General features: G+C 59.7%; 27 protein-coding genes. 15 read left to right on the forward strand and 12 right to left on the reverse strand.

All coding sequences use genetic code 11. The annotated features are described in order from the left end of the window. Window positions 1-99: 99 nt before the first annotated feature. On the reverse strand, window positions 100-1272 hold the full coding sequence (locus tag HTY61_RS06115; RefSeq protein WP_175275959.1) for a cystathionine beta-lyase: 1173 nt from the start codon (window positions 1270-1272) through the stop codon (window positions 100-102). 662 nt (window positions 1273-1934) lie between these two features. Here HTY61_RS06115 and HTY61_RS06120 point away from each other — a divergent pair. The 4 genes from HTY61_RS06120 (at window position 1935) to HTY61_RS06135 (ending at window position 6473) form a co-directional block, all read left to right on the forward strand. Next, entirely contained in the window at window positions 1935-2954 is a 1020-nt protein-coding gene (locus HTY61_RS06120) for an amino acid ABC transporter substrate-binding protein (RefSeq protein WP_175275960.1), read from the forward strand. 147 nt (window positions 2955-3101) lie between these two features. Then, window positions 3102-4316: an amino acid ABC transporter permease gene (locus HTY61_RS06125; protein WP_175275961.1), complete on the forward strand. Its 1215-nt coding sequence runs from the start codon at window positions 3102-3104 to the stop codon at window positions 4314-4316. Window positions 4317-4320: 4 nt separating this feature from the next. Next, window positions 4321-5658 (forward strand): amino acid ABC transporter permease, encoded by a 1338-nt coding sequence (locus tag HTY61_RS06130; protein WP_175275962.1) that lies wholly within the window; start codon window positions 4321-4323, stop codon window positions 5656-5658. An 11-nt stretch (window positions 5659-5669) separates the two neighbouring features. After that, window positions 5670-6473 (forward strand): amino acid ABC transporter ATP-binding protein, encoded by an 804-nt coding sequence (locus HTY61_RS06135; RefSeq protein ID WP_175275963.1) that lies wholly within the window; start codon window positions 5670-5672, stop codon window positions 6471-6473. Between the two features lie 51 nt (window positions 6474-6524). On the opposite strand, the gene HTY61_RS06140 is transcribed toward HTY61_RS06135, so the two are convergent. Both HTY61_RS06140 and HTY61_RS06145 read right to left on the reverse strand, forming a co-directional pair. Continuing rightward, window positions 6525-7703: an FAD-dependent monooxygenase gene (locus HTY61_RS06140; RefSeq protein WP_175275964.1), complete on the reverse strand. Its 1179-nt coding sequence runs from the start codon at window positions 7701-7703 to the stop codon at window positions 6525-6527. Between the two features lie 33 nt (window positions 7704-7736). Continuing rightward, a complete protein-coding gene (locus HTY61_RS06145) occupies window positions 7737-7988 on the reverse strand; it encodes a zinc-finger domain-containing protein (RefSeq protein WP_175275965.1) in 252 nt (83 codons plus the stop codon). Between the two features lie 144 nt (window positions 7989-8132). Between HTY61_RS06145 and HTY61_RS06150 the strand changes: the two genes are divergently transcribed. From HTY61_RS06150 to HTY61_RS06160, 3 genes are all read left to right on the forward strand, one after another. Beyond that, a complete protein-coding gene (locus HTY61_RS06150; RefSeq protein ID WP_175278440.1) occupies window positions 8133-8891 on the forward strand; it encodes an alpha/beta fold hydrolase in 759 nt (252 codons plus the stop codon). A 99-nt stretch (window positions 8892-8990) separates the two neighbouring features. After that, window positions 8991-9812 (forward strand): serine O-acetyltransferase, encoded by an 822-nt coding sequence (cysE, locus tag HTY61_RS06155; RefSeq protein ID WP_175278441.1) that lies wholly within the window; start codon window positions 8991-8993, stop codon window positions 9810-9812. A gap of 119 nt (window positions 9813-9931) precedes the next feature. After that, complete coding sequence (locus HTY61_RS06160; protein ID WP_175275966.1) at window positions 9932-10144, forward strand: DUF3126 family protein; 213 nt, start codon at window positions 9932-9934, stop codon at window positions 10142-10144. Here the strand turns inward: HTY61_RS06160 and HTY61_RS06165 are convergent. Then, complete coding sequence (locus HTY61_RS06165) at window positions 10141-10797, reverse strand: hypothetical protein (RefSeq protein ID WP_175275967.1); 657 nt, start codon at window positions 10795-10797, stop codon at window positions 10141-10143. The two genes, HTY61_RS06160 and HTY61_RS06165, sit on opposite strands and share 4 nt — an antisense overlap. A 205-nt stretch (window positions 10798-11002) precedes the next feature. On the opposite strand from HTY61_RS06165, the gene HTY61_RS06170 reads away from it, so the two are divergent. Together HTY61_RS06170 and HTY61_RS06175 are read left to right on the forward strand one after the other, a co-directional pair. Further along, window positions 11003-11299: a hypothetical protein gene (locus HTY61_RS06170; protein WP_175275968.1), complete on the forward strand. Its 297-nt coding sequence runs from the start codon at window positions 11003-11005 to the stop codon at window positions 11297-11299. Between the two features lie 60 nt (window positions 11300-11359). Further along, window positions 11360-11887 (forward strand): gamma carbonic anhydrase family protein, encoded by a 528-nt coding sequence (locus tag HTY61_RS06175; RefSeq protein ID WP_175275969.1) that lies wholly within the window; start codon window positions 11360-11362, stop codon window positions 11885-11887. Between the two features lie 111 nt (window positions 11888-11998). On the opposite strand, the gene HTY61_RS06180 is transcribed toward HTY61_RS06175, so the two are convergent. The 3 genes from HTY61_RS06180 to HTY61_RS06190 form a co-directional block, all read right to left on the reverse strand. Continuing rightward, entirely contained in the window at window positions 11999-12601 is a 603-nt protein-coding gene (locus tag HTY61_RS06180) for a transglutaminase-like cysteine peptidase (RefSeq protein WP_175275970.1), read from the reverse strand. A gap of 249 nt (window positions 12602-12850) precedes the next feature. Further along, window positions 12851-13450, reverse strand: coding sequence for a PilZ domain-containing protein (locus tag HTY61_RS06185; RefSeq protein WP_175275971.1), 600 nt, complete (start codon window positions 13448-13450; stop codon window positions 12851-12853). A gap of 118 nt (window positions 13451-13568) precedes the next feature. Beyond that, entirely contained in the window at window positions 13569-14513 is a 945-nt protein-coding gene (locus HTY61_RS06190; RefSeq protein WP_175275972.1) for a PAS domain-containing protein, read from the reverse strand. A 90-nt stretch (window positions 14514-14603) separates the two neighbouring features. Here HTY61_RS06190 and HTY61_RS06195 point away from each other — a divergent pair, with 90 nt between their 5' ends. Together HTY61_RS06195 and HTY61_RS06200 are read left to right on the forward strand one after the other, a co-directional pair. Then, window positions 14604-15287, forward strand: coding sequence for a rhomboid family intramembrane serine protease (locus HTY61_RS06195; protein WP_246272948.1), 684 nt, complete (start codon window positions 14604-14606; stop codon window positions 15285-15287). A 71-nt stretch (window positions 15288-15358) separates the two neighbouring features. Next, window positions 15359-15790 carry a CBS domain-containing protein gene (locus HTY61_RS06200; RefSeq protein ID WP_175278442.1) on the forward strand — a complete coding sequence of 144 codons (432 nt, stop codon included), beginning with the start codon at window positions 15359-15361 and terminating at the stop codon, window positions 15788-15790. A 4-nt stretch (window positions 15791-15794) separates the two neighbouring features. Here the strand turns inward: HTY61_RS06200 and HTY61_RS06205 are convergent, their stop codons facing one another. From HTY61_RS06205 to folE, 3 genes are all read right to left on the reverse strand, one after another. Beyond that, window positions 15795-16754 (reverse strand): patatin-like phospholipase family protein, encoded by a 960-nt coding sequence (locus HTY61_RS06205; protein WP_175275974.1) that lies wholly within the window; start codon window positions 16752-16754, stop codon window positions 15795-15797. 79 nt (window positions 16755-16833) lie between these two features. Next, complete coding sequence (gene hisI / locus HTY61_RS06210; protein WP_175275975.1) at window positions 16834-17304, reverse strand: phosphoribosyl-AMP cyclohydrolase; 471 nt, start codon at window positions 17302-17304, stop codon at window positions 16834-16836. A gap of 31 nt (window positions 17305-17335) precedes the next feature. Beyond that, window positions 17336-17977, reverse strand: a complete 642-nt coding sequence (gene folE / locus HTY61_RS06215) for a GTP cyclohydrolase I FolE (RefSeq protein WP_175275976.1) — start codon at window positions 17975-17977, stop codon at window positions 17336-17338. A gap of 215 nt (window positions 17978-18192) precedes the next feature. On the opposite strand from folE, the gene HTY61_RS06220 reads away from it, so the two are divergent. The 4 genes from HTY61_RS06220 to HTY61_RS06235 all read left to right on the forward strand — a co-directional run bounded on the left by HTY61_RS06220 (window position 18193) and on the right by HTY61_RS06235 (window position 20986). Beyond that, window positions 18193-18636 carry an iron-sulfur cluster assembly scaffold protein gene (locus tag HTY61_RS06220; RefSeq protein ID WP_175275977.1) on the forward strand — a complete coding sequence of 148 codons (444 nt, stop codon included), beginning with the start codon at window positions 18193-18195 and terminating at the stop codon, window positions 18634-18636. 5 nt (window positions 18637-18641) lie between these two features. Then, window positions 18642-18944 carry a membrane protein insertion efficiency factor YidD gene (gene yidD, locus HTY61_RS06225; protein WP_175275978.1) on the forward strand — a complete coding sequence of 101 codons (303 nt, stop codon included), beginning with the start codon at window positions 18642-18644 and terminating at the stop codon, window positions 18942-18944. Window positions 18945-19074: 130 nt separating this feature from the next. Continuing rightward, window positions 19075-20487, forward strand: coding sequence for a magnesium transporter (gene mgtE / locus HTY61_RS06230; protein WP_246272949.1), 1413 nt, complete (start codon window positions 19075-19077; stop codon window positions 20485-20487). A 112-nt stretch (window positions 20488-20599) separates the two neighbouring features. Continuing rightward, window positions 20600-20986 (forward strand): MerR family transcriptional regulator, encoded by a 387-nt coding sequence (locus HTY61_RS06235; RefSeq protein ID WP_175275980.1) that lies wholly within the window; start codon window positions 20600-20602, stop codon window positions 20984-20986. 7 nt (window positions 20987-20993) lie between these two features. Here HTY61_RS06235 and HTY61_RS06240 read toward each other — a convergent pair whose 3' ends face one another. After that, a complete protein-coding gene (locus HTY61_RS06240; protein ID WP_343045215.1) occupies window positions 20994-21353 on the reverse strand; it encodes a methyltransferase family protein in 360 nt (119 codons plus the stop codon). A 118-nt stretch (window positions 21354-21471) separates the two neighbouring features. Beyond that, entirely contained in the window at window positions 21472-22473 is a 1002-nt protein-coding gene (locus HTY61_RS06245; protein WP_175275982.1) for a heparan-alpha-glucosaminide N-acetyltransferase, read from the reverse strand. Window positions 22474-22604 lie beyond the last annotated feature (131 nt).

Here is a 22604-nt window from a genome sequence, read left to right on the forward strand (position 1 = left end):
TGCGCTCCCCGTAGGCGCTGTGGCTGGACGGCGCGGCTCCGGGCCGACCTGGCAGCCCGGAGGGCCGGCACCGCTTCCGCCCAGGCAACGAAGCCGGGACTAGGCCTGTCGGGCGGCCGAGAGGCCCTTCGCGATATCATCCATCAGGTCGGGCACATCTTCGAGCCCGATCTGCAGACGAATCACGGAACCTCCGTAGTTCCGTGCGGACACTGTGCGATCACCGAGATACACATGTACGGCGAGGCTTTCATAACCACCCCAGGAGTATCCAAGTCCGAAAATGTCCAGGGCATCGAGAAATGCCTCGGCCTGCGCTTCGCCACCCTCCAGCACGAATGAGAAGATGCCGCTCGATCCTTTGAAGTCCCGCTTCCAGATCGCGTGGCCGGGGTGGCTTTCGAGCGCGGGATGCAACACGGTCTTCACGCCGGGCTGATCTTCAAGCCAACGCGCAATCTCGAGCGCATTCGTCTGATGTCTTTCGAGTCTCACTCCCATGGTGCGCAATCCGCGAAACACCTGGTAGACATCGTCGGGGCCGGCCGGCGTGCCTAGTGTCAGGAAACCTTCATGCAGCTGTTCCCAACAGCGTTCATTGGCCGACACCGTGCCTAGCAGGACGTCGGAATGACCGGCGGGATATTTTGTTGCCGCATGAATCGATATGTCGACGCCGTGGTCGAGCGGGCGGAAAAAGAGGGGTGTCGCCCACGTGTTGTCGAGCATGGTTATGACGCCAGCCTCCCGCGCCACCGCGGCAATCGCGGGAATGTCCTGCATCTCGAACGTGTTGGATCCCGGCGACTCCGTGAAAATGACACGGGTATTGGGCCTGATGAGGTCGGTGATGCCCGCGCCGATTTCGGGCTCGTAGTATTCGACCTCGACACCCAGGCGGGCCAGCATCGTGTCGGCGAAACGTCGGGTCGGGTTGTAGATCGTATCCACGAACAGCGCGTGATCGCCCGCCGACAGAAAGGCCAGAAGAGGAACGGTGACGGCGGCCAGTCCCGAGGGAACCGCTATGGTGCCGGCGCTGCCCTCCAAGGCGTCGATCGCGGAACACAGCGCATCCGATGTCGGGGTGCCACGCGTGCCATAGGTGTATTTCTGATTGCGCGTCTTCATGGTCTGCGCATCGGGAAACAGCACGGTGGAAGCGTGGACGACCGGGGGATTCACGAAGCCGTGGAAGGAGCGGGGATCGTACCCGCCATGGGCCAGCTGGGTGTTGATGCCTTTTCTATTGTGTTTTGGCGGTACGTTCATTCGGCTCGCTCCATGTACGATTGTTAGAGCATGGGTTACCGATTTCCGTCGCAAAGACAAGGAAGGCGTTGCTCACCCCGAACTTGGGCAATCGAACGCCTGTGAAGCCGTCGTTCAGGATTTTGCTTTTCGTCTCGACCGCAGGAACTCTGTCTACGCGACAACAGTCGCGTCCGCTGTGATCGCGACCCGGCATCAGTCCGGATGCCTGCAGGTCATCTTGCGGCGGGAGTGCTGGACCGGCTGACGGTTGAAGCCACGCCCTACTTAGGTTGCATTCCTGTCGTTTGACGCCCTGTTTGACGCTCGGCAAAATATTTTCCGGTTGCTCACGATTGCACGCCGTGTTCTGCGCCAGTGGCAATCCGAGGCTTCCGCCGGGAGCAAAAGCACCTTCATCTCACATTGCAAGAATTTGACTGCTTGGTCGGATTATCGATTCGCGGTGTATTTTCAAAGCGCTGTGGGGCCGTTGACGGATTGCGACAGAAATGTGGCATTCGCCCTTGACGCTGCTGGCAAATTGGCTTTGTCTTCCCTTGTGGAGGGAGGCGTCGGTGGCCCATCGCGACGATGTGCCGCATCGGGAGTCCGTGTGTCGACTTTCGGGGCCGATGCTCATGCCCGTCTTATGAAACGTGAGCAACGAGAGGTTGTATCCAATGAAAAAACAGATGCTGACCGGCGTTATCGGTGCAGCGGCTCTGGCCTTGGCCGGTTCTGCTGCCGCTGCGGCAACGCTTGACGATGTGAAAGCGAAAGGCTTCGTGCAGTGCGGCGTGAGCCAGGGCCTGCCCGGGTTCTCCAATCCGGACGCGGACGGCAACTGGAGCGGCCTCGATGTGGATCTGTGTCGTGCGGTTGCTGCCGCGGTCTTCGGTGACTCCGAAGCCGTCAAATTTACGCCGCTTTCGGCCAAGGAGCGTTTTACCGCTCTGCAGTCCGGCGAAATCGATATCCTTTCGCGCAACACCACCTGGACCATGAGCCGCGACACGCAGCTTGGCCTGAACTTTGCCGGCGTCAACTATTACGACGGTCAGGGCTTCATGATCCGCACCTCGATGAACATCAACTCCGCGCTGGAGCTATCGGGGGCTTCAATCTGCACCAATACCGGCACCACGACCGAACTCAACGTCGCCGACTATTTCCGTGCCAACAACATGGAATACGAGCTGGTGGCGTTCGAGAAGGCCGACGAAGTGGTTGCGGCCTACGATGCCGGCCGCTGCGACGTCTATACGACCGACCAGTCCGGCCTGTATGCGCAGCGTCTCAAGCTTACCGATCCGGGCGAACACAAGGTTCTGCCGGAAATCATTTCCAAGGAGCCGCTCGGCCCGGTCGTCCGCCAGGGTGACGATCAGTGGTTCAACATCGTCAAGTGGGTCCACATTGCGACGCTCAATGCCGAGGAACTCGGCGTGACCTCTGCCAATGTCGACGAAATGATGAACGGCGACAATCCGGCAGTTCGCCGCCTGCTCGGCGCCGAGGGTGAATTCGGCACCAGCATCGGCCTGACCAATGACTGGGCCTACAATATCATCAAGGCCGTCGGCAATTACGGCGAGATCTTCGACCGCAATGTCGGGCCGGATACCCCGCTCGGTATTGCGCGCGGCGTAAACGCCCTCTGGACGAAGGGCGGCCTGATGTACGGCCCGCCGATCCGCTAAGGGAAATTCGTCACCCGGTCGCCAATGGCGGCCGGGTGAAACGTATTGGGTGAGGAAATGCCATTCCAGCCCGATGGCAGCGCAATTGCGCTACCCGCAGCGGTTGGCATGACATCTCCGTCACGGATAAGTGGGTGATTAAGCGAAATGGCCGTTACCGAGGTGACACAGAGCGGGCCTGACAACGACAAGGAAAGCGCACCCAAGGTCGCTCTCCTGAACAATCCGGAAGTTCGCGGCTGGCTTTTCCAGTGCGTATTGGCTGTCTTGGTCGTCTATCTCGCATATGCCGGCTGGAACAACATGAATGCGAACCTGCGCGCCGCGGGAATTGCATCGGGTTGGGGTTTCCTGTCGACCAATGCGGGCTTCGCGATCAGTCAGTCCCTGATTGAATACAGCCAGGCTTCCTCTACATATGGCCGCGTTTATATCGTCGGCCTGCTGAATACGCTCGTGGTAGCGGGCGCCGGCATTTTCTTCGCGACGATTATCGGTTTCATCATCGGTATCGCCCGGCTGTCGAAGAACTGGATGATCAGTCGTCTCGCGACAGTCTATGTGGAAAGCCTGCGCAATGTCCCGCTGCTGTTGCAGATCTTCATCTGGTATTTCGGCGTCCTCCGGCTCCTGCCGCAGCCGCGTCAGGGATTTGATTTCGGCGTCCTCGGGCTTCTGAACAATCGCGGCTACTTCGCTCCGAAGCCGGTCTGGGGTGAGGGGGCGGTGCTGACCGTGTATGCCTTTCTGGCGGCATGTCTCATCGCGTGGGGGATAGGTCGTTGGGCCCGTAAGCGGCAGATGGAAACCGGCCAGATATTTCCCAGCTTTCTGGTCGGGCTTGCCGTGATCGTCTTGCTGCCGTTGATCGTTTTCTTCGCGACCGGGGCACCTCTCAGCTGGGACATACCCAAGATGGGCGGTTTCCGGCCCAGCGGCGGAATGACCATTATTCCGGAATACATCGCCATGCTGGTCGCGCTGTCGACATATACCGCGTCGTTCATCGCGGAAATTGTCCGCGCGGGCATTCTTGCCGTCAACAAGGGGCAGACAGAAGCCGCGCATGCGCTCGGCCTGCGCAACGGCCAGACACTTCGTCTGGTTGTCGTCCCGCAGGCCCTGCGCATCATAATTCCTCCGCTGACCAGCCAGTATCTCAACCTGACCAAGAACTCTTCGCTGGCCGTGGCCATCGCCTATCCCGAGTTGACGTCGGTTTTCGCCGGTACCGCTCTTAACCAGACCGGGCAGGCGGTGGAGATCATTTCGCTTACGATGCTGACCTATCTGACAATATCGCTTCTGACGTCGCTGTTCATGAACTGGTACAACAGCCGCGTTGCGCTGGTGGAGAGATAAGAAAATGAGCGACCGCCCGCAAAACGCCAATGTCGCCTTTGTCCGGACCGAGATGCTGGACGAGCAGCCAGCGCCGGCCTTGAGCAAGGGAGTCGTCGCCTGGTTGCGCGAGAGCCTGTTTTCGTCGGTTCCCTACACCATACTGACGCTGTTCAGCCTGTATGTGTTGTACGTGATCATACCGCCGATCTTCAGCTTCGTGTTCACCAACGCTGTATGGACCGGCGCCGACCGTGCCGTCTGCGCAACCGAGGCTCAGGGGGGTATCCAGCCCGACGGATGGTTCGGAGCGTGCTGGGCCTATGTCGGCGACTACGCCAACCAGTTCATCTATGGCCGCTATCCGGACGAGGAGCAGTGGCGGGTCAATATTGTCGGCTTGCTGTTCTTTGGCGGTCTGGCCCCGCTGTTGATTCCGTCGGCACCTTTCAAGCGCCAGAACATCCTGTTCATGGCGGTGGTGTTCCCGATTGCGGCACTGATCCTGCTGACCGGCGGGCATTTCGAGGTTGGCGGCCTTTATGTCCCGCTGGCTGTCATCGCGATTGCCGGACTTGCGCTGGCATATCTTTTCGCTCGGCTGTCGGAATCCGATCCTCTTCCATCCCTGAAGGCAACGGGGATGATATTCGTTGGATTGTTTGTCCTGCTGTTCATCCTTGGTTTCGATTTCGGGTTGACGCATGTCGAAACCGAGGTCTGGGGCGGCCTGCTGGTAACGCTCGTCATAGCGGTTACCGGGATCGCCGCATCGCTGCCGCTCGGTATCGCGCTCGCGCTCGGGCGGCGCTCGGCACTGCCAATCGTGCGCTTTTTCTCGATCGTGTTCATCGAGTTCTGGCGGGGCGTTCCGCTTATCACCGTGCTCTTCATGTCGTCGGTGATGCTGCCGCTGTTCCTTCCCGAGGGTGTCAGCTTCGACAAGTTGCTGCGTGCCCTGATCGGCGTGGCCCTGTTCTCGTCCGCCTACATGGCGGAGGTCGTGCGCGGCGGATTGCAGGCCCTGCCGAAAGGCCAGTACGAGGGAGCGATGGCCCTCGGGTTGAACTGGATGCAGATGATGCGCATGATTATTCTTCCGCAGGCGCTGAAACTGGTGATCCCGGGTATCGTGAATACGTTCATCGGCCTGTTCAAGGACACCACGCTTGTCCTGATCATCGGCCTGTTCGACTTCCTGGGCCAGATCCAGTCGTCCTATTCCGATCCGACCTGGTCGTCGCCCGTGCAATCCCTGACGGGCTATCTGTTCGCCGCATTCATCTATTTCGTCTTCTGCTTCGGAATGTCGCGCTACTCCATGTTCATGGAGCGTCAGCTCGATACCGGACACAAACGATAGGAACCGTTATCATGGCATCTGACAATGCTGCTGCAGCCGAGGAACTGAGGGCCGACCGCTCGAAAATGACGGTCTCGGACACCGATGTGGCCATCGAGATCATCAACATGCACAAGTGGTATGGCGACTTTCACGTCCTCCGCGACATCAACCTGAAGGTCATGCGTGGCGAGCGTATCGTCATTGCCGGCCCGTCGGGCTCGGGCAAGTCGACAATGATCCGCTGCATCAACCGGCTGGAGGAACACCAGAAGGGCAAGATCATCGTCGACGGTATCGAACTGACCAATGACCTCAAGAAGATCGACGAGGTGCGGCGCGAGGTCGGGATGGTATTCCAGCACTTCAACCTGTTTCCGCATCTCACGATCCTCGAGAATTGCACGCTGGCGCCGATCTGGGTGCGCAAGATGCCGAAGAAGGAGGCCGAGGAGCGGGCCATGCACTTCCTCGAGCGCGTCAAGATTCCCGAGCAGGCGAACAAGTATCCCGGGCAGCTGTCGGGCGGCCAGCAGCAGCGCGTGGCCATCGCGCGTTCGCTGTGCATGAATCCGCGCATCATGCTGTTCGATGAGCCGACCTCGGCCCTTGACCCGGAGATGATCAAGGAAGTGCTCGATACGATGGTCGGCCTCGCGGAAGAGGGCATGACCATGCTGTGCGTGACGCACGAAATGGGTTTCGCACGCCAGGTCGCCAACCGCGTCATCTTCATGGACCAGGGACAAATCGTGGAGCAGAACGAGCCGGATGCGTTCTTCGACAATCCGCAGCACGAACGCACCAAGCTGTTCCTCAGCCAGATCCTGCACTAGAGTATTGCGTATCAATGTGCAGGCAAAAGCCGGCCCTCGTGGCCGGCTTTTTCATTCAGTTATCCGGTAGCCGTATAGCCAGTCGAGGTCGCCGAAGAAGGCTTCCGGCGAGCGCATCTGGAAGAACATGTTGCGGGCGATCCGCCCGGCGCCGCTCTGGTGGTAGGTCCAGCGATTGAAGGCGGTCCGGCGCGCAACGCGCAGGACGCGATCGAGCCGCAGTGCGCGGTAGTCGTTCAGGGCCTTGGAATGATTCCCCCGACTGGCTGAAATCGCGAGTCCGGCGGCGTAGCCGTCCTCGATCGCCATTGCCGCTCCCTGGGCTGCAAAGGGTTCCATGCCATGAGCGGCATCGCCGACGAGAAGAATCCGACCGTGATGCCAGGGGGCCGACGGCGCCACCGCGCTGAGCGGCCACGTGGTCCAGCTTGCCTTGTCGAGTGCGCCGAGGTCAGTGACGCTTCTAGCGCTTGCCAGCAGCCTGGCTAGCTTTTCCCCGTCGGCCTCGTTCGCCCAGTTGTGCGCATCCAGCTTGCCATGGGTTACGGCCACGATATTCAGCGTCTCGGAATTGCGCACGGGATAGGTCACGAGGTGACTTTCCGGTGCCATCCACGCCGTCACCTTGTTGGCGCTTGCAGCAGAAGCCGGACCTATCGCACGCCATGCGATGCGCCCGGTCGACCGGGGACGCGCCGCACCCGGAATTGCCTCCCGAACCTTCGACCAGATGCCATCCGCGCCGACCAGCAGGTCTGAAACGATTTCGCGCTCGCCTGCATCGCATGCAAGTCGGGTGGTGACGCGGTCGGCGTCTTGGCGAATGTCGGCGACCTTGTGGCCGGTGAGGATGTTGATCAGGGGGTCGGCGACTGCTGCCGTGTAGAGTACACCGTGCAGGCTGGCCCGATGCGCGGTCAGATAGGGGGCACCCATGCGATCGAGCCATTTCGGCGTTATCGCCATGTCGAGCAATATGCGACCGCTCGGCGCGTCGCCCAGCCGGATCGATGTCGGTGCGACGGCCCTTTCTGCGAGTGCGTCGAGGACACCGATCTCGCGCAGGATGCGGGTGGCGTTGGGCGCGATCTGCAAGCCGGCGCCGACCTCGGACGGTGCGGAGAAAGCCTCGACGATGGTCGATCCGATTCCGCGTCTGGCCAAGGCAAGAGCGGTGGTGAGGCCCGCGATTCCCGCCCCGGCAACCAGAATATGCGTCTTGTCTTTCACCTGCCGCCCGGATGTCTCGCGTGCGCCCGGAAATCAGGCCGCCGTTTGTTCCGTATCGAACACGCAGCCTTCCGGTCGCGTTTCCTCAGCGCCGAGTTTGTCGTTGAAGACATAAAGCGTCGAGCAATAGGGACACACCTTCTCGTTATCGTCCCCCATGTCGAGAAATACATGTGGATGATCGAAGGGCGGATTCGCTCCAACGCACATGAATTCCTTAACGCCGATCTCGATGCGAGCATGTCCGGCATCGTTCTGGAAATGGGGCGTCGCGTGGCCAGCCATCGTAAAATCCCGTTTGAATGACTAAATTTCTGTTCGGCCGCAGGCGGCCAATTTCGCGATGCACACTAGCGCCCCGAAACCGGAATTGGTAGCCATTTGCCGCTCAAATCCGCCACGAATCCCAATCACGTGACACAACGCCCCATGCCAAGTTTCATTCATGACAATCTCTCGCTCACCTATTTCGACGAAGGGGAACCCGCCGGCGATCCCATCCTGTTGATTCACGGTTTTGCCTCCAACAAGGAGGTCAACTGGGTCAACCCCGGCTGGCTGAAGACGCTAGGGGACGCGGGGTATAGGGTCATAGCCATCGACAACCGCGGGCATGGCGAAAGCGACAAACCGCACGGAACGGAGGCGTATGTACCCGAGAGGATGGCGGATGATGCCATCGCCTTGTTGCGGCATCTCGAAGTCCCCCGAGCTCACGTGATGGGCTATTCGATGGGAGCCCGGATATCTGCATTCATGGCGCTGGCCGCTCCCGAAATGGTGCGGTCACTGGTCTTCGGCGGCCTTGGTATGGGCATGGTTGAAGGCGTGGGCAGTTGGGAAGGTATCGCAGAGGGATTGCTAGCCGACTCCATCGATACCGTTTCGGATCCAAGAGCACGTGCCTTCCGCTTGTTTGCCGACCAGACGGGGAGCGACCGGATCGCGCTCGCCGCGTGCATCCGCTCATCGCGCAGGAAGCTTACCGCCGAACAGGTTCGAAAAATCGAAGTGCCCGCCATGATTGCCGTCGGCACGAAGGACGATATCGCCGGTTCGCCCCATGAACTGGCGGCGCTGCTGCCAAGGGCGCAGGTTGTCGAGATCCCGGGCCGCGATCATATGCTGGCGGTTGGTGACCGAGTGTTCAAGCAGGCTGTTCTGGAATTCCTCGCGTCGAATCATTAACCGCGATTGATGCGCACTTGAAAAGATTTGAAGCCGTTTCGTTTTATAAAGCGGCGGGATGCGCTATCTATCAACGAACCTAAACCGATGGAGGCCGGAATGGCACAACATCGCAAGTCCGTTTCGTCGTCGCAGATCGAGGCGCTGGATCCGATCTGGCATGCGGTTCGTGAGGAAGCCGAGGCCGCCATCGCCAAGGATCGGGCGCTGGGCGCATTCATGCTGACGACCGTGCTCAACCAGCCCTCCCTGGAAGAGGCCATCATTCACCGCATCTCGGAGCGGCTGGACCACCCGGACATGTGCGCTGATCTCCTGCGCCAGTCGTTCCGGTCCATGATGGAATCCGATCCGTCCTGGAGCGAAATCGTGCGTGTGGATATGCAGGCGGTCTATGACCGCGACCCGGCCTGCACCCGTTTCATAGAGCCGCTCTTATACTTCAAGGGCTTCCATGCGATTCAGACGCATCGGCTGGCTCATTGGCTGTTTCGGGAAGGCCGGCTGGATTTTGCGCTGTATCTGCAGAGCCGTTCATCGGCGGTATTCCAGACCGATATCAATCCGGCCGCACGTATCGGCAAGGGCATATTCCTCGATCATGCCACTGGTCTGGTGGTCGGTGAAACCGCGGTTGTAGGTGACAATGTCTCGATTCTTCATTCCGTGACCCTTGGCGGAACCGGCAAGGAAGGGAGTGATCGTCATCCCAAGATCGGCGACGGTGTTCTGATCGGTGCCGGGTCGAAAATTCTCGGCAACATCAGAATCGGGAACTGCAGCAAGATAGCGGCCGGTTCCGTGGTTCTGAAAGACGTTCCTCCATCGAAAACGGTGGCGGGCGTGCCGGCACGGATAATGGGCGATTCGGGGTGCAGCGAACCCTCCCGTGTCATGGATCAATTGCTCGAATCGGACTGACGGGCATCTCGATTACAATACAGGACAACCGGCGCGGCGGGCTTGCACTGGCGCGTCAATCATGTTTTGCCAGCGGGACCCGCAGGGCGAAGACCACAACCGTTACAGGGAGCCAGTCCGTGACATCCGAAGAACTCACCAAACTGACGCGTTTTTTCCAGAACACCTTCGGAAACACGGCCCTTGCAGTCAAACCGCGTCCGCGCATCACGGATTCTGCGGAGCTCTATGTGGGCGATGAGTTTCTGGGTATCGTTACACGCATCGAGGACGAGGGGGAGGTTTCCTACGACCTGTCCATGTCGATTCTGGACATCGACCTCGAAGACTAGTCCGCGGATCGGACAAGAAGGCTGCGAAGGAAAACGGGCAGGGCGACATGAAGGCCGCGCCATTCGTCGAGCAGCCTGGCCGGAAACCGGATATGCGCCGATAGCGTTTCGCCGAAATGGATATCGGTTTCGCATGGCGCCAATATTATCCGGTCCTTCCCGGTGTCCTGACAGCGCGCGACGAAACGCCGGCCACTGGCCTTGTCGGGAGACGAGTAGACAAGGCGTTCGTTGATGTAGCCGTGTTCCTCTGACAAGGCGAAGCTGCGCAAGCCTCCCGGCGCGGGGGTCGCCGCTCCGGTAACCACTTGGCGATAAACGGGGTCAAAACGGCCAGCCATGTCGCGTGTCGTTGCGCGGGGCATGATAGAGACGAACAGAATTGAGTTCGTGGCCGGATCGACGTTGTTGAATTCCGCAGATAGACGATCACTGAATCCCGAAATCGTGGGCCAATGCAGGTAGATGTCGAGCCGGGCCGTCTCTCCGGATCGGCGTTGGTTCTGCTTGCGGATCATGTTTGCCGGTACTGAAACGACATCGTTTCCGACAACGATATCGTAGCGCTCGGTGGCGGAGGTGTGCCCTGCGCGAACAAGCGTGCGACCGTAGAGCTTCCCCGCGACCATAATGGCAAGCGACAGCGCCGCCATCACGCCGAATGCGACAAGCAACCGCGTCGCGAGAACGGGCATCCCTTTTCGAACGTCGAAACGTTCCTCTGCTGATGCTGCTGTAGGGACCGGCATATTGCGGGCGGAGTGTCCTTAACTGGCACAGGAAAACTGGCATTCAACGTGCATCAGTCGATAGGTTCTTGGTAAACTTTCGGTAAACAGGGGCGTGTCGATGGTTGTAATGTTGGTCTTCTTCACCGGCGTGGCGGTAGCAATGGCTATGTTTCATCTGGTTCGGGCACAGGTCGGGTTCACTCCCGGATTCGACCGCAAGACACTGGATGAAATTGGCCCCGTGAACGCGTTTCTGGTCTATTGCTGCACGGGCCCCGTACTCCTGACGCAGGCTTTCGACAGAACCGTGCCGCCAAATGCCGTTGTTTCATTGCGGAACACCGTGGTCTTCATGCTCCTTCTATTGCTTTGGACGTTTTCTCTCGGTGTAGTCATCGTGGAAAGCGCGCGGGCGCTCTTGTAGTCCATGTATTACGCGATGCAGGGTTCGCGCTGAACTTTGGAACGAGAAACGGTGGGAAGAATGGCACTCTATGATCTCGATGGTGTCGGTCCGGAGTTGCGGGGCAGGGGGCCGGCCTTCCTGGCCCACGACGCAAAGGTGATCGGCAAGGTCACGCTTGGCGAGGACAGCGGGATCTGGTTCGGGTGCGTATTACGCGGAGATAACGAGCGTATCACGATCGGCGCGAGAACGAATGTGCAGGAACACTGTATAATGCACACCGACATGGGATTTCCGCTCGTCGTCGGAGATGGATGCACCATCGGTCATCGTGCGATGCTGCACGGCTGCACCGTCGGAAACAACAGCCTGATCGGTATAGGTGCCATCGTGCTCAATGGTGCGAAGATCGGGAGGAATTGCCTGGTCGGCGCCGGTGCACTCGTCACCGAAGGCAAGGAATTTCCGGATGGCAGCCTTATCATTGGGTCTCCGGCGCGCGTTGCCAGGACGCTGGATGACAAGGCAATTGCCATGTTGCGGGAGTCGGCCGACCACTATGTCGAGAATGCACGGCGCTTTTCCTCCGGTCTGAACCGGGTTTAGGCTCCCTGAAAAGGCGAGCCGACCGTCTGGATGGACGGCCGGCTCTTGGCCCGGTCGTTGGGGATGGGATGGTTTGGGGACTCGACCGGGATTTCTGCATTCAAATTCGCGTCAGTTTCGGGCGATGTTCCTCCGCTCGTCGACGATCTCGACCCATCGTCCGGAGTTCACCGATGACTGCCGTTTGAGGTAGTGGTAGCGGGTATCGCGCCAGTCGAGAACATTGCCGACGAGATTGTCGAGAATGAAATCGCCGTGATCTGTGCGTACCGTGAGAACGGCATGTCCATCGCCGTTCGGTTGCAACACCACCGTGATCAACAGGTTGCCGGGATTGAAGCCGGCCTGGATCAACTCGTGCCGCTTGAGCAGGACGTAATCCTCGCAGTCGCCATACTTGACCGGATAGGACCAAACCTCCTCGCGGCCCCACATCTCCATGTCGGTTCGCGGCACGATTGTCGCGTTAATTGCGGCATTCACGCGTACAAGCGTCTTCCATTTTTCCGGTGTCAGGCGATCGGGGGCAACATTCCGACCGACTGCACGGCAGTCTTCCGGAACCTGCTGGCAGAATTCGTAATGTCCAATGGGCTGACTGGTCTGCCGTCCGAGTTTCATCGGTGCGGCATGTGCACCTGCCGCGCTCGCCCCAAATGCGAAAGCGGCAGCGAAGAAGGCAAGCGTGAGTTTCTTTTTCTTGAGTATAACCATACCATCGTCTCCCCAATAGGGAGACAATGGCACGTAGAATTTTAGTTATCGCGAAGGGTGCTCTGTATATTTAAGAGAAAACTGTACTATATTTTAGGCGCCTTTTATCTCAATTTGCATCGCAATTGAGACCAATTTGCATAAAACTTTATGGATGGTTCCAGCGCTGTTTGTTGTGTTGCCAGGGCAGGCGAAAAGAAAAACCCCGCGGATGCGGGGCTTTCACAAGATGATACGGGGAGTTGCCGGCTAGCCGAGATACTGTTTCAGCGACTCTTTTCGCTGAATGACCGCGAATTCGATTGCAATGCCTTCCTCGAAATGCCGCACCACCTGGCCGCGCATGTTCCCGAGGGTGACAAGCGTTCCTATGGCAGGGCGCACGTCTATCTCGATCGCCGCGCCCGACAGCGAGAGGTCGATAATGCGACAACGGTACTGGCGTCCGTCTTCCAGTATCAGCACACCTGCTGGATTGCGTGGAGCGATACGCTCGTGCCTGCGGTCTTCGGGCAGATCCAGCTCGTGTTTGTTCGCAAGCCAGGTCAACTGGGCAGCCAGCTTGGATTTCTTGCGAGGCGTAGTGTTCAACTCCAGGGCAAAACCGTTGGGCGTGACCCGAGAGATCTTGCCTTCGATCCGGCCAATGTGATCGACATAAGCGATTACCTTCTCGCCCATGCGCCCCGTGCCTTCCGTAACCAGAAGCGCGCTTCCCGGCGACATGTCGACAACCTGGCAACGGTGTTCCGAATGGTCGGAAAGCATGAGGCGTCCGTGTAGCAGAACCTTCACCCTTTGGTGCTGCCGACGTTCTTGTTCAAAACCGATTTGCTGTGCGCCGAGCATTGCGTGGTCAGTCCGGTTGGTCTGATAGAATGCCTGCACCATAGTGTTTGGCTGGTTAACGCGCAGTTATTGGGCGCGGACATTTCGGCAGAATCCGTACCGCATCCAGACGGTTTGGTTACTTTTTTCCGCCTTCGTGCACGGTGAATATCCTCAGAGCCTTGGCCGGGCCTCGAGTGTTGGGACCGCCTAGCAGTTTGAGATGGTTCCGGACACCTTGGGATGGCGCCTGATTTCGGTTCATGATCGGCACGCTAGGGCGGCTTTGCAGGAAGAGGTAATCCGCGCTCTTGTCGAGGAAGCGGATACCGCGCAGTTCCAGCAAGGCGGGTTCGGCACCGAACCAGTAGGGTTCCCATTTCATACTGACGGCGCCGAGTATGCGCACCGTTTCGTCCTCGAGGGGAAACAGGGCGATCTCGGTGGGCACGTCGTTCCCGTCCCTGTTCGAAACTCGGGCATCGAGAACCGCCAGGGCGTTTTCCTCGGCGACGGAATTCAGCACCCTCTCCAGTGCTGGCCGGTCGCAATCCTGGAACATGCCGGCAAAGGGCCGCCCCCTGAGTTCCCGGCACCGGATGCTGCAGATCTTCGTGCCGGCGAGGCGAAACAGGATATCGCCGCCGGGTTTCCTCTCGACGAGCATCACCGACGACAGGAGAGGGCCGAGCGCCGCAGGCGAGACCTCGGACCGCGCCGGGGCGTCCCGGCACCCGCGGATCTCGTTCCAGTAGTTGAACAGGCCGATCGTTTCCTTATGGCGCATTTCCCGGTTGCCTCTGCCCCCGAATGTTGAGCCGTGTTCCAAATCGGCACAGCGGCTGCGGTTATCCATTACCGCATTGGTAAACCTGCATCTTTCGGGCCAGTCCGGCATCGTCGCGGCGATTAAGGTTAATGAAGGGTTTCGATTGCGGCCGGCGCGGGATGTTGCGATTGTGTGGCCAGAGATCCTGCGGGTTTCACAGCAGCAAAAATCGGTTTGGGCAGGGGGGCTCACCGGGCCATTCAAGCGCAATGCTTGAATGGCTTTCTTTTTGTCCGATATGCTGTAGCGGACCAAGCAAGAAGCCTCATGACAGTTCCCCGACAGCCCCGAACGAACACAGATGAGACACACGTTCCCGCGCGCCCGCCTGCCGGTGGCCCGCCGATGTTCAACGTGCATGGCGCGATCGTGTGCCTTTCGCTCCTGTGCATCGGCATTCATGTCCTGCGCACGAACTTCCTGACACCCGAGGCGGACCTTCGCCTCGTCGTTGACGCCGCGTTCTTTCCGATACGCTATCTTCCGGAAGTCTTCACGATCGATATTCCGACGGTCTTTTCTCCCGTTACCTATGCCTTCCTGCATGGCGACTGGACCCACCTGGCCATCAATATCGTCTGGCTGGCGGTGTTCGGTTCGCCGCTGGCGTATCGCATTGGCTGGGTCCGCAGCATTGCCTTCTGGATCGTCACCGCGGCACTCGCGGCCGCGACCCATCTCGCGATCTATTTCGGCGATCCCGTTCCGGTAATCGGAGCGTCCGGAGCCGTTTCCGGCTTCATGGGGGCCGCGGCGCGTTTCGGCCTGCGTGCCGATCGGCGAAATCCGCGGCGTGGTTTCGTGGGACCCTTGCTGTCCGTGGGCAATGCCTTCCGGGTTCGCGGTGTCATTCCGTTCCTGCTGGTCTGGATCGGGATGAATGTCGCGATCGGTTTCGGCGTCCTGGGCTTGCACGAGGGCGATTCCGTCGCCTGGGAAGCGCATATTGGCGGGCTGGTGGCGGGCTTCTTCCTGATCCCGGTCTTCGACCGCCCGGACGGAGGCGTGGTCCGAGCTGACGCATCGTAAGCCATTCTTGCAAATTCCCGGTCCGGAGCGCATGCTGGTGTCACGGGACGCAAGGAGGAGAACGCATGCTCATGATGGTCAAGCACATACTTGCGGACAAGGGTACGAACGTGTTCACGCTGCCCGTCGACGCGTCCGGAATGGACGCACTGAACGCGCTGGCCGAGCACAATATCGGCGCGCTTGTCATTGCCAGCCCGGAAAAGAAGATCAAGGGCATCCTGTCGGAGCGCGACATTGTTCGCGCAATAGCCCGTACCGGCACCGAAGCGCTACAGCGCCCCGTCGCGGACCTGATGACGACCAAGGTGCGGACCTGTTCCGAAGAGTCCACCGTGCACGAGGTCATGGAACTGATGACCGAGGGACGCTTCCGTCACCTTCCCGTCGAGCGCGATGGCCGGCTGATCGGCGTGATCTCCATCGGAGACGTCGTGAAGCGCCGGATCATGGAAGTCGAGCGCGAGGCCGAGGAGATCCGGTCCTATATCGCTTCGGCCTGAAGGTTCAGGCCAGCTCCGCCAGCCTCCGAAGGTCGGGGAGGCGATCCATCGTTACCTCGTAGCCCAGGTCGATCGCCTCGGAGGCACGGTGAAAGTCGGCAAGCCCGATATCGGAAAGCCGCGGATGCAGGGAATAGTCCGGCGGGTCGCCGGCAAGCCGGGCTCGCGAGATGCGATCCTGGATGATGTTGTAGGACTCCACCATGACGCCGGAAATCCCCAGCCGAACCGGCTTCGAGGGTGATTTCCGAAGCGAGCCGGAACTGCTTTCAGCGGTTGCCCGCACGTTCATTTCCGCGCGCGGAGCCCCGTGTTTCACGACGCCGGATCGGCCGAACAGGTCGTAGTTCAGGTTGACCGCGACAACCCTTGGCTGCTCGTAGGCGCGGCAGACCGACACGGGAACCGGGTTGACGAGGGCGCCGTCCACGAGAACCTTTCCATTGCACTCGACCGGCTCGAATATCCCGGGCAGCGAGTAGGAAGCACGCACTGCCGTGACGAGGTCGCCATGGGTGAGCCATATCTCGTGGCCTGTCGATATCTCGGTGGCGACAGCGACGAATGGCCGACGCAGCTCCTCTATCTGCACCCCGCGCATGTGCGATTCCATTTCGCGGTTCAGTCGCATGCCGCCGAACAGGCCCGAACCGGCGAACTGGATGTCCAGCAGGCCGAGCATCCGTCGGCGGCTCAGCGAGCGCGCGAAGGTTTCGAGTTCGTCAAGCTTTCCGGCAAGATAGCACCCGCCCACTAGGGCGCCGATGGATGTGCCGGCGATCATTGCAATCCTGAAACCGGCCTCGTCCAGGGCGTGCAGTACGCCGATATGCGCCCAGCCGCGCGCCGCGCCGCCTCCTAGCGCGAGGGCAATTGCGTTTCCGCGCGTCTTTTCCAACTTGTCGGATAGTTCGGGCGGATCGATGGTTGCCGCCTTGTCGCGCGAAGAGGATGCTAGCTGCATGACACGTAGAATTCGTCCCCGGTCTCGGTTCGGTCGAGTGTGAGACAAATTGGTGTCAAATCCGTGAAAATGCGTTTTGTCAGCTGTCGCTGCCGTACACCGTATTCGGGTCGAAACGCGGTTGGTCGGATTTGTCGGTTTCAAGCCGGGGCCTGCCGTCCACTCCCTTGGTGACGGCCCGGTAGAAACAGCTCCGGCGGCCCGTGTGGCAGTTTGCACCGTCGCCGGCCGTCGTCACCTTGAGCAGGACGCAATCCTGGTCGCAGTCGATGCGGAGTTCCCTGACGGATTGCATGTTGCCGGAGGTTTCGCCCTTCTTCCAGATTGCCTGACGCGAGCGCGACCAATAGTGCGCAATGCCTGTTTCAACCGTCAGCCGAAGTGCCTCCGAGTTCATGTGAGCCACCATCAACACGGTGTTGTCCTCGGCGTCGACCGTAACGGCCGTGATCAGGCCATCGGGGCCGAAGCGAGGAGACAGAACGTCGCCGGTCTCCAATTCCGCCTTCGGACCCGGAGCGGGGAAGGGCATGTCGCTTGAAATCGTCATGTGACGGCTCTACGCGGCCTCGCCGCTCGGATCAAGCGGCGTTCCCGTTGCGAACCATGGATATGAATCGGGCCTGTTCCGTCGGATCGTCCCTGTAGGAACCGGTGAAAGTGGTCGTGATCGTGGTCGATCCCTGTTTGCGAATTCCGCGCATGGCCATGCACATGTGCTCCGCCTCGATCATGACGGCAATCCCGCGCGGCATCAGCGCCTCGTTGATCGCATCGGCGATCTGGGCGGTCATCGCTTCCTGGGTTTGCAGTCGCTGCGCGAAGATGTCGACGACGCGTGCGATCTTCGAAAGGCCAAGCACCCGTTTGTCGGGAAGATAGGCAACATGCGCCTTGCCAATGATCGGCACCATGTGATGCTCGCAATGCGAGTGGAAGGAGATGTCCTTGACCAGAACCATGTCCTCGTAGCCCGCGACTTCCTCGAAAGTGCGAGCAAGCACCTCCTGCGGATCCATGTCGTAGCCGGCGAACATCTCCCGGTAGGCCTTCACGACGCGCTGCGGCGTTTCGATCAGCCCTTCGCGGTCCGGGTCGTCACCTGCCCAGAGCAGCAAAGTCCGCACCGCGGCTTCTGCCTCCTCCCGGCTTGGACGTGCCCGTTTCTCTGTTGCCTTTTCCTCTTTCTCTGCGTTCGGAAAGGTCTTGACGATGGCATCCATGAAGTGTCTCCCGTAGTTCCGGTCTGGTAACGCCGGAACGAGTTGAACGGACCACTGGTATCCAAATTAACCGGAACAGGCGCGTGCCGGTCAATTGCACGCGGCATATGCCTTGTTCTCGGGCGCATGTAAAACATATATGATGTCGAACGCGGGAAAACAGGCCTGATCATCGAAAAGCCGGCGAGCGGCAGCGGGATATCGGAGCGGACCAAGTGATCGACGACATCTACAACGCGAAAATTCTCGAGTTCGCCGGGAATATCCCGCGAACAAACCGCTTGTCCGAGCCGGATGCAACCGCGAAGGCACACTCCAAACTTTGTGGCTCGACTGTCACCGTCGATTTGAAGATGGACGGCGACACGGTGGTCGACTACGGCCAGGAGGTGAAGGCCTGCGCGCTCGGTCAGGCATCGTCCTCTATCATGGCGCAACACATCGTGGGCGCTACGGAGGAGGAATTGCGTACTGTACGCAAGCAGATGGTTGCCATGCTCAAGGAGGGCGGACCGGCTCCGACCGGCCGTTTCGCCGACCTGCAGTATCTGATGCCGGTCAGGGACTACAAGGCGCGGCATGCATCGACCCTGCTAGTATTCGATGCCGTCGTTGATGCGCTGGAGCAAATTGCCGAGCAACGGGCGAGTGCTGCCTGAGCGAGATGTGTCCTGAACCGAAGCGAAGCGGGATCGCCAATCTTGCCCGCGGAAGCCGCAATTGGCAGGGCAGGTGGCCAAAGACGCCGGGTCGGCTGGTGGGGATATTCCTGATACGGATCTACCAACTGACTCTTTCCGGCTTCATCGGTCACAGTTGCCGACATATCCCCACCTGCTCGGAATACGGATATGAGGCAATTGCCCGGCACGGCCTTCTTGTCGGCGGCTGGCTGACGGCCAGGCGGGTTGCGCGATGCGGGCCTGGAGGCACCTGCGGCATCGACAACGTTCCAGAGAAACTCTGAACGTTCCGCCTTTTCGAGCCTGCGGGAAATCCCTTGCAAAAAACCGGCAGGAATGGCCGACAGGCAATTGTATTTTCAGAACCTCGCCTTAACTGTGGGGGCTGCGCATTCGCGCTACGGAGCTATACCGGTGACCGAGACGCAAACGCCGCACACCGAATTGGCAGGCGAGCCCTTCAGCGCTGAAATCTACAGCGATGACGGATCCGTGCGCGCGGATTTCTTGGACCGCGTCGTCGCCTCGGTGCAACACGGCGACGTGGAGGCGCTCGCCTCTTCGGTCGCCGGACTTCACGAATCCGAACTTGGCGATCTGATCGAGGCGCTGGACGCCGAGGACCGCCGGAGTCTCGTGATCCAGCTCGGCGACCGCTTCGACTTCTCTTCGCTGACCGAAGTCGATGAAGCGATCCGTATGGATATCATAGAGGCACTGCCGAACGAGCAGGTTGCCCACGCCCTGAAGGCGCTCGACTCGGACGATGCGGTCTACATCCTCGAGGATCTTGCCGAGAAGGACCAGGCGGAAATCCTGGCCAAGCTTCCGTTCACGGAACGAATTCGGCTGCGGCGTTCTCTCGACTACCCGGAGGAAAGCGCCGGACGGCGCATGCAGACCGAGTTTGTCGCCGTGCCGCCATATTGGTCGGTTGGCCAAACGATAGACTATCTGCGCGACAGCGAGGATCTGCCGCATTCCTTCTCGCAGATCTTCGTCATCGATCCGACCTTTCATCTGGTCGGTGCCGTCGATCTCGACCAGATCCTGCGGACGCCGCGTCCGGTAAAGATCGAGGAGATCATGCACGAGACGCGGCATGCGATTCCGGCCGAAATGGACCAGGAAGAGGCCGCTCTGATCTTCGAACAATATGACCTCTTGTCGGCGGCTGTTGTCGATGAAAATGAACGTCTGGTCGGCGTCCTTACCATTGACGATGTCGTCGATGTCATCCAGGCGGAGGCTGAAGAAGACCTGAAGCGCCTGGGCGGCGTCGGCGACGAGGAACTGTCCGACTCCGTGATCGAGACAACCCGGTCTCGCTTCACGTGGCTGCTTATCAACCTCGCCACCGCGATTCTCGCATCGGTCGTTATCGGCTTGTTCGATGCAACGATTACCGAGATGGTCGCGCTGGCGGTGCTCATGCCGATCGTCGCTTCCATGGGCGGCAATGCGGGCACACAAACCATGACCGTCGCAGTGCGCGCATTGGCGACGCGTGACATCGACATCTACAACGCATCCCGCATCGTGCGGCGCGAACTTACCGTCGGATTCATAAACGGGGTCATATTCGCGGCCGTGATGGGGCTGGTAGCCGCATTGTGGTTCTCGAGCCTGTCGCTCGGAATCGTTATCGGCTTGGCAATGATCGTCAATATGGTATGTGCCGCGCTTGCGGGAATTCTGATTCCGTTGCTTCTTGATCGCATCGGCATCGACCCGGCCATAGCGTCCAGCGTGTTCGTGACTACCGTCACCGATATCGTTGGCTTCTTTGCCTTTCTGGGGCTCGCCGGGTGGTGGTTCGGAATTTGAACGGCGTTCCGCCTCGTTGTCCGATTTCGGTTTCAGGCGGTTATTTGACTTTTACGTAAGAGTACTTCATGCATAATATCGATTTAAACGGCGGCTTGGAAAGGGTCGGTGTATGCGCGAATACTACACCATAACGGAGTTGACCCGCGAGTTCGGCATTTCCACGCGGACGCTCCGGTTTTACGAGGACGAGGGGCTTATCCATCCCGTGCGCCGTGGTCGTACCCGGCTGTTCAGGCCCGCCGATCGGCTTCTGGTCAAACAGATACTGAGGGGCAAGCGGCTCGGATTCTCCATAGCCGAAATCCGTGAAATCATAGAAATGTACAAGGCGCCGCCCGGTGAGGTCGGTCAACTGCGCGCGATCATGACCAAGATCGCTGAAAAGCGCGAAGAACTTCGTCAGAAGCGCAAGGACATCGAAGACACGCTTGCGGAGCTGGAGCAGGCCGAGGAGGCCTGCCTGGGCCGGCTGGCCGAGTTGCGTGTTACTTCCTGACGCCTGCCTAGATCCAGCGATTCACACGCTTCCTGTAATCCCGATAGAGCTTGCCGAAACGCGACTCGAGGTGTTTCTCCTCGCGCTCTATGGCCAGCTTCTGCGTCATATAGGCCGCGATCAGGGCGAGAGGGAAGTACCAAACAATTCCCGATATTAGTCCTGCGCCGATCACCAGCATGGTATTGGCGAGATAGATCGGGTTCCTGGAAACCGCAAACACGCCGTTTGTCACGAGGTGGTCGGCCTTCCGGTTGGGCAGAATGGTCGTGCGCTTGCGGCGCATGGTGTTCATTGCCGCGATGTCGATCGCGAGCGCCCCGACGATTGTCAGGATGCCGGCTGCAAAGAGCACTTCGCCGGTCATGCCGCCAATCCATGGCGTTTCAAGGAAGTGGCCGAGAGGCCATCCGGCCAGAAGTGCCGCTGCATAAATGATCGGCGGCCATGGAAGGCGGTTTGGCCGATCACTGAAGCCATCATGTTCAGTTGCCATTGAATCCTGCCTCGACAGAGCATTGACCGGAGATCGCGTCGAGTAGCGGCGCGGTCTCCTCGATCCTGTTGCCGGAATATACACTCGCAAGCTCGTCGGCATCCACAAGTCTGGTGGTCACGCATTCGCAATAGGCGGTGCATTGGAGTTCGGACGCCTGGGCGCGGCAGGCCGAAACGCAGGACTGGACGAAAACCTCCTCCATGGTGGCCGGGACGGGCGGGCTTGCAAGCGAAAAAAGGTACACTGCGGCAATCAGAACAGGCTGGTGGATGAGATAGGTTGCCAGGCTGTGACGGCCGAGAAAGCCCAGGCCGCGCAGAACCGTATTGTCGCCGGGCGTTCGGCGGGCGAGTCTTTCGAGACGGCCGGACGTGGAAAGATGGCGCCCGATAGCCATGCCTGCCAGAACAGCGCTGAACCAGGGGAACAATGGCACGTAATCGTTGGAGTGCGGCGGCAAGGGGGACAAACCGACCCAGAGCAATGCCGGATGGGCGAAGAAGTCGGATTTTGCCCAGAGAAAAACGGAGAACCACGCGACGGCAAGGACTGCAAGCAGCGTTGCGGGCAGGCGCAGGAATGCGAGCCCGAGCAGGCTGGCAACCGCGATCTGGTGCAGTATGCCGAAGAATATGAAACTGGCCGGTGTGGCGAACCAGGTCGCTATGGTGATGGCAAGGGCCGCAGCGGCGACCATCGCCAGCCTTCGGCCAAACCCCTTCCAGCGAATACCGTTTCCGTGGGCGAGGACAAGGCTTATGCCGACGAGAATGAGAAACGAGGAGGCGATGCCGCGCGCATACCATTTCAGCGGTCCGCTTCCGGCCGATCCGGGTTCCAGATAGCCAAAGAATTCGAGATCCCAGCAAAAGTGATAGCTCGCCATCGCAACCAGCGCGATACCGCGCGCGATGTCGATCCAGGCGATGCGCTGCTTCCGGGCGGTTCCGGATATCGGCAAGCTGGCTGGCGATTCTACGCTGGGCATGAAAAACCTATCGCATGCCGTGCGACAACTGGCTAGGCGTTGGACTTGCGGGCATGAGCATACGCGGATGCGATCGGCAGCATGCCTGTCGGGATCGCGTGAACCGCACCGCCGGGAGCGTCGCGCAGGAT

Origin of the sequence: Oricola thermophila (assembly GCF_013358405.1) — a bacterium.
Classification (GTDB): domain Bacteria; phylum Pseudomonadota; class Alphaproteobacteria; order Rhizobiales; family Rhizobiaceae; genus Oricola; species Oricola thermophila.

What these genes read in the sequence shown, in the direction of transcription:
- HTY61_RS06115 (WP_175275959.1), bottom strand. Translation starts at nt 1,272, where the DNA reads ATGAACGTACCGCCAAAACACAATAGAAAAGGCATCAACACCCAGCTG.
- HTY61_RS06120 (WP_175275960.1), top strand. Translation starts at nt 1,935, where the DNA reads ATGAAAAAACAGATGCTGACCGGCGTTATCGGTGCAGCGGCTCTGGCC.
- HTY61_RS06125 (WP_175275961.1), top strand. Translation starts at nt 3,102, where the DNA reads ATGGCCGTTACCGAGGTGACACAGAGCGGGCCTGACAACGACAAGGAA.
- HTY61_RS06130 (WP_175275962.1), top strand. Translation starts at nt 4,321, where the DNA reads ATGAGCGACCGCCCGCAAAACGCCAATGTCGCCTTTGTCCGGACCGAG.
- HTY61_RS06135 (WP_175275963.1), top strand. Translation starts at nt 5,670, where the DNA reads ATGGCATCTGACAATGCTGCTGCAGCCGAGGAACTGAGGGCCGACCGC.
- HTY61_RS06145 (WP_175275965.1), bottom strand. Translation starts at nt 7,988, where the DNA reads ATGGCTGGCCACGCGACGCCCCATTTCCAGAACGATGCCGGACATGCT.
- HTY61_RS06150 (WP_175278440.1), top strand. Translation starts at nt 8,133, where the DNA reads ATGCCAAGTTTCATTCATGACAATCTCTCGCTCACCTATTTCGACGAA.
- cysE (WP_175278441.1), top strand. Translation starts at nt 8,991, where the DNA reads ATGGCACAACATCGCAAGTCCGTTTCGTCGTCGCAGATCGAGGCGCTG.
- HTY61_RS06165 (WP_175275967.1), bottom strand. Translation starts at nt 10,797, where the DNA reads ATGGCGGCGCTGTCGCTTGCCATTATGGTCGCGGGGAAGCTCTACGGT.
- HTY61_RS06170 (WP_175275968.1), top strand. Translation starts at nt 11,003, where the DNA reads ATGTTGGTCTTCTTCACCGGCGTGGCGGTAGCAATGGCTATGTTTCAT.
- HTY61_RS06175 (WP_175275969.1), top strand. Translation starts at nt 11,360, where the DNA reads ATGGCACTCTATGATCTCGATGGTGTCGGTCCGGAGTTGCGGGGCAGG.
- HTY61_RS06180 (WP_175275970.1), bottom strand. Translation starts at nt 12,601, where the DNA reads ATGGTTATACTCAAGAAAAAGAAACTCACGCTTGCCTTCTTCGCTGCC.
- HTY61_RS06185 (WP_175275971.1), bottom strand. Translation starts at nt 13,450, where the DNA reads ATGCTCGGCGCACAGCAAATCGGTTTTGAACAAGAACGTCGGCAGCAC.
- HTY61_RS06195 (WP_246272948.1), top strand. Translation starts at nt 14,604, where the DNA reads ATGTTCAACGTGCATGGCGCGATCGTGTGCCTTTCGCTCCTGTGCATC.
- HTY61_RS06200 (WP_175278442.1), top strand. Translation starts at nt 15,359, where the DNA reads ATGATGGTCAAGCACATACTTGCGGACAAGGGTACGAACGTGTTCACG.
- HTY61_RS06205 (WP_175275974.1), bottom strand. Translation starts at nt 16,754, where the DNA reads ATGCAGCTAGCATCCTCTTCGCGCGACAAGGCGGCAACCATCGATCCG.
- hisI (WP_175275975.1), bottom strand. Translation starts at nt 17,304, where the DNA reads ATGACGATTTCAAGCGACATGCCCTTCCCCGCTCCGGGTCCGAAGGCG.
- folE (WP_175275976.1), bottom strand. Translation starts at nt 17,977, where the DNA reads ATGGATGCCATCGTCAAGACCTTTCCGAACGCAGAGAAAGAGGAAAAG.
- yidD (WP_175275978.1), top strand. Translation starts at nt 18,642, where the DNA reads ATGTGTCCTGAACCGAAGCGAAGCGGGATCGCCAATCTTGCCCGCGGA.
- HTY61_RS06235 (WP_175275980.1), top strand. Translation starts at nt 20,600, where the DNA reads ATGCGCGAATACTACACCATAACGGAGTTGACCCGCGAGTTCGGCATT.
- HTY61_RS06240 (WP_343045215.1), bottom strand. Translation starts at nt 21,353, where the DNA reads ATGACCGGCGAAGTGCTCTTTGCAGCCGGCATCCTGACAATCGTCGGG.
- HTY61_RS06245 (WP_175275982.1), bottom strand. Translation starts at nt 22,473, where the DNA reads ATGCCCAGCGTAGAATCGCCAGCCAGCTTGCCGATATCCGGAACCGCC.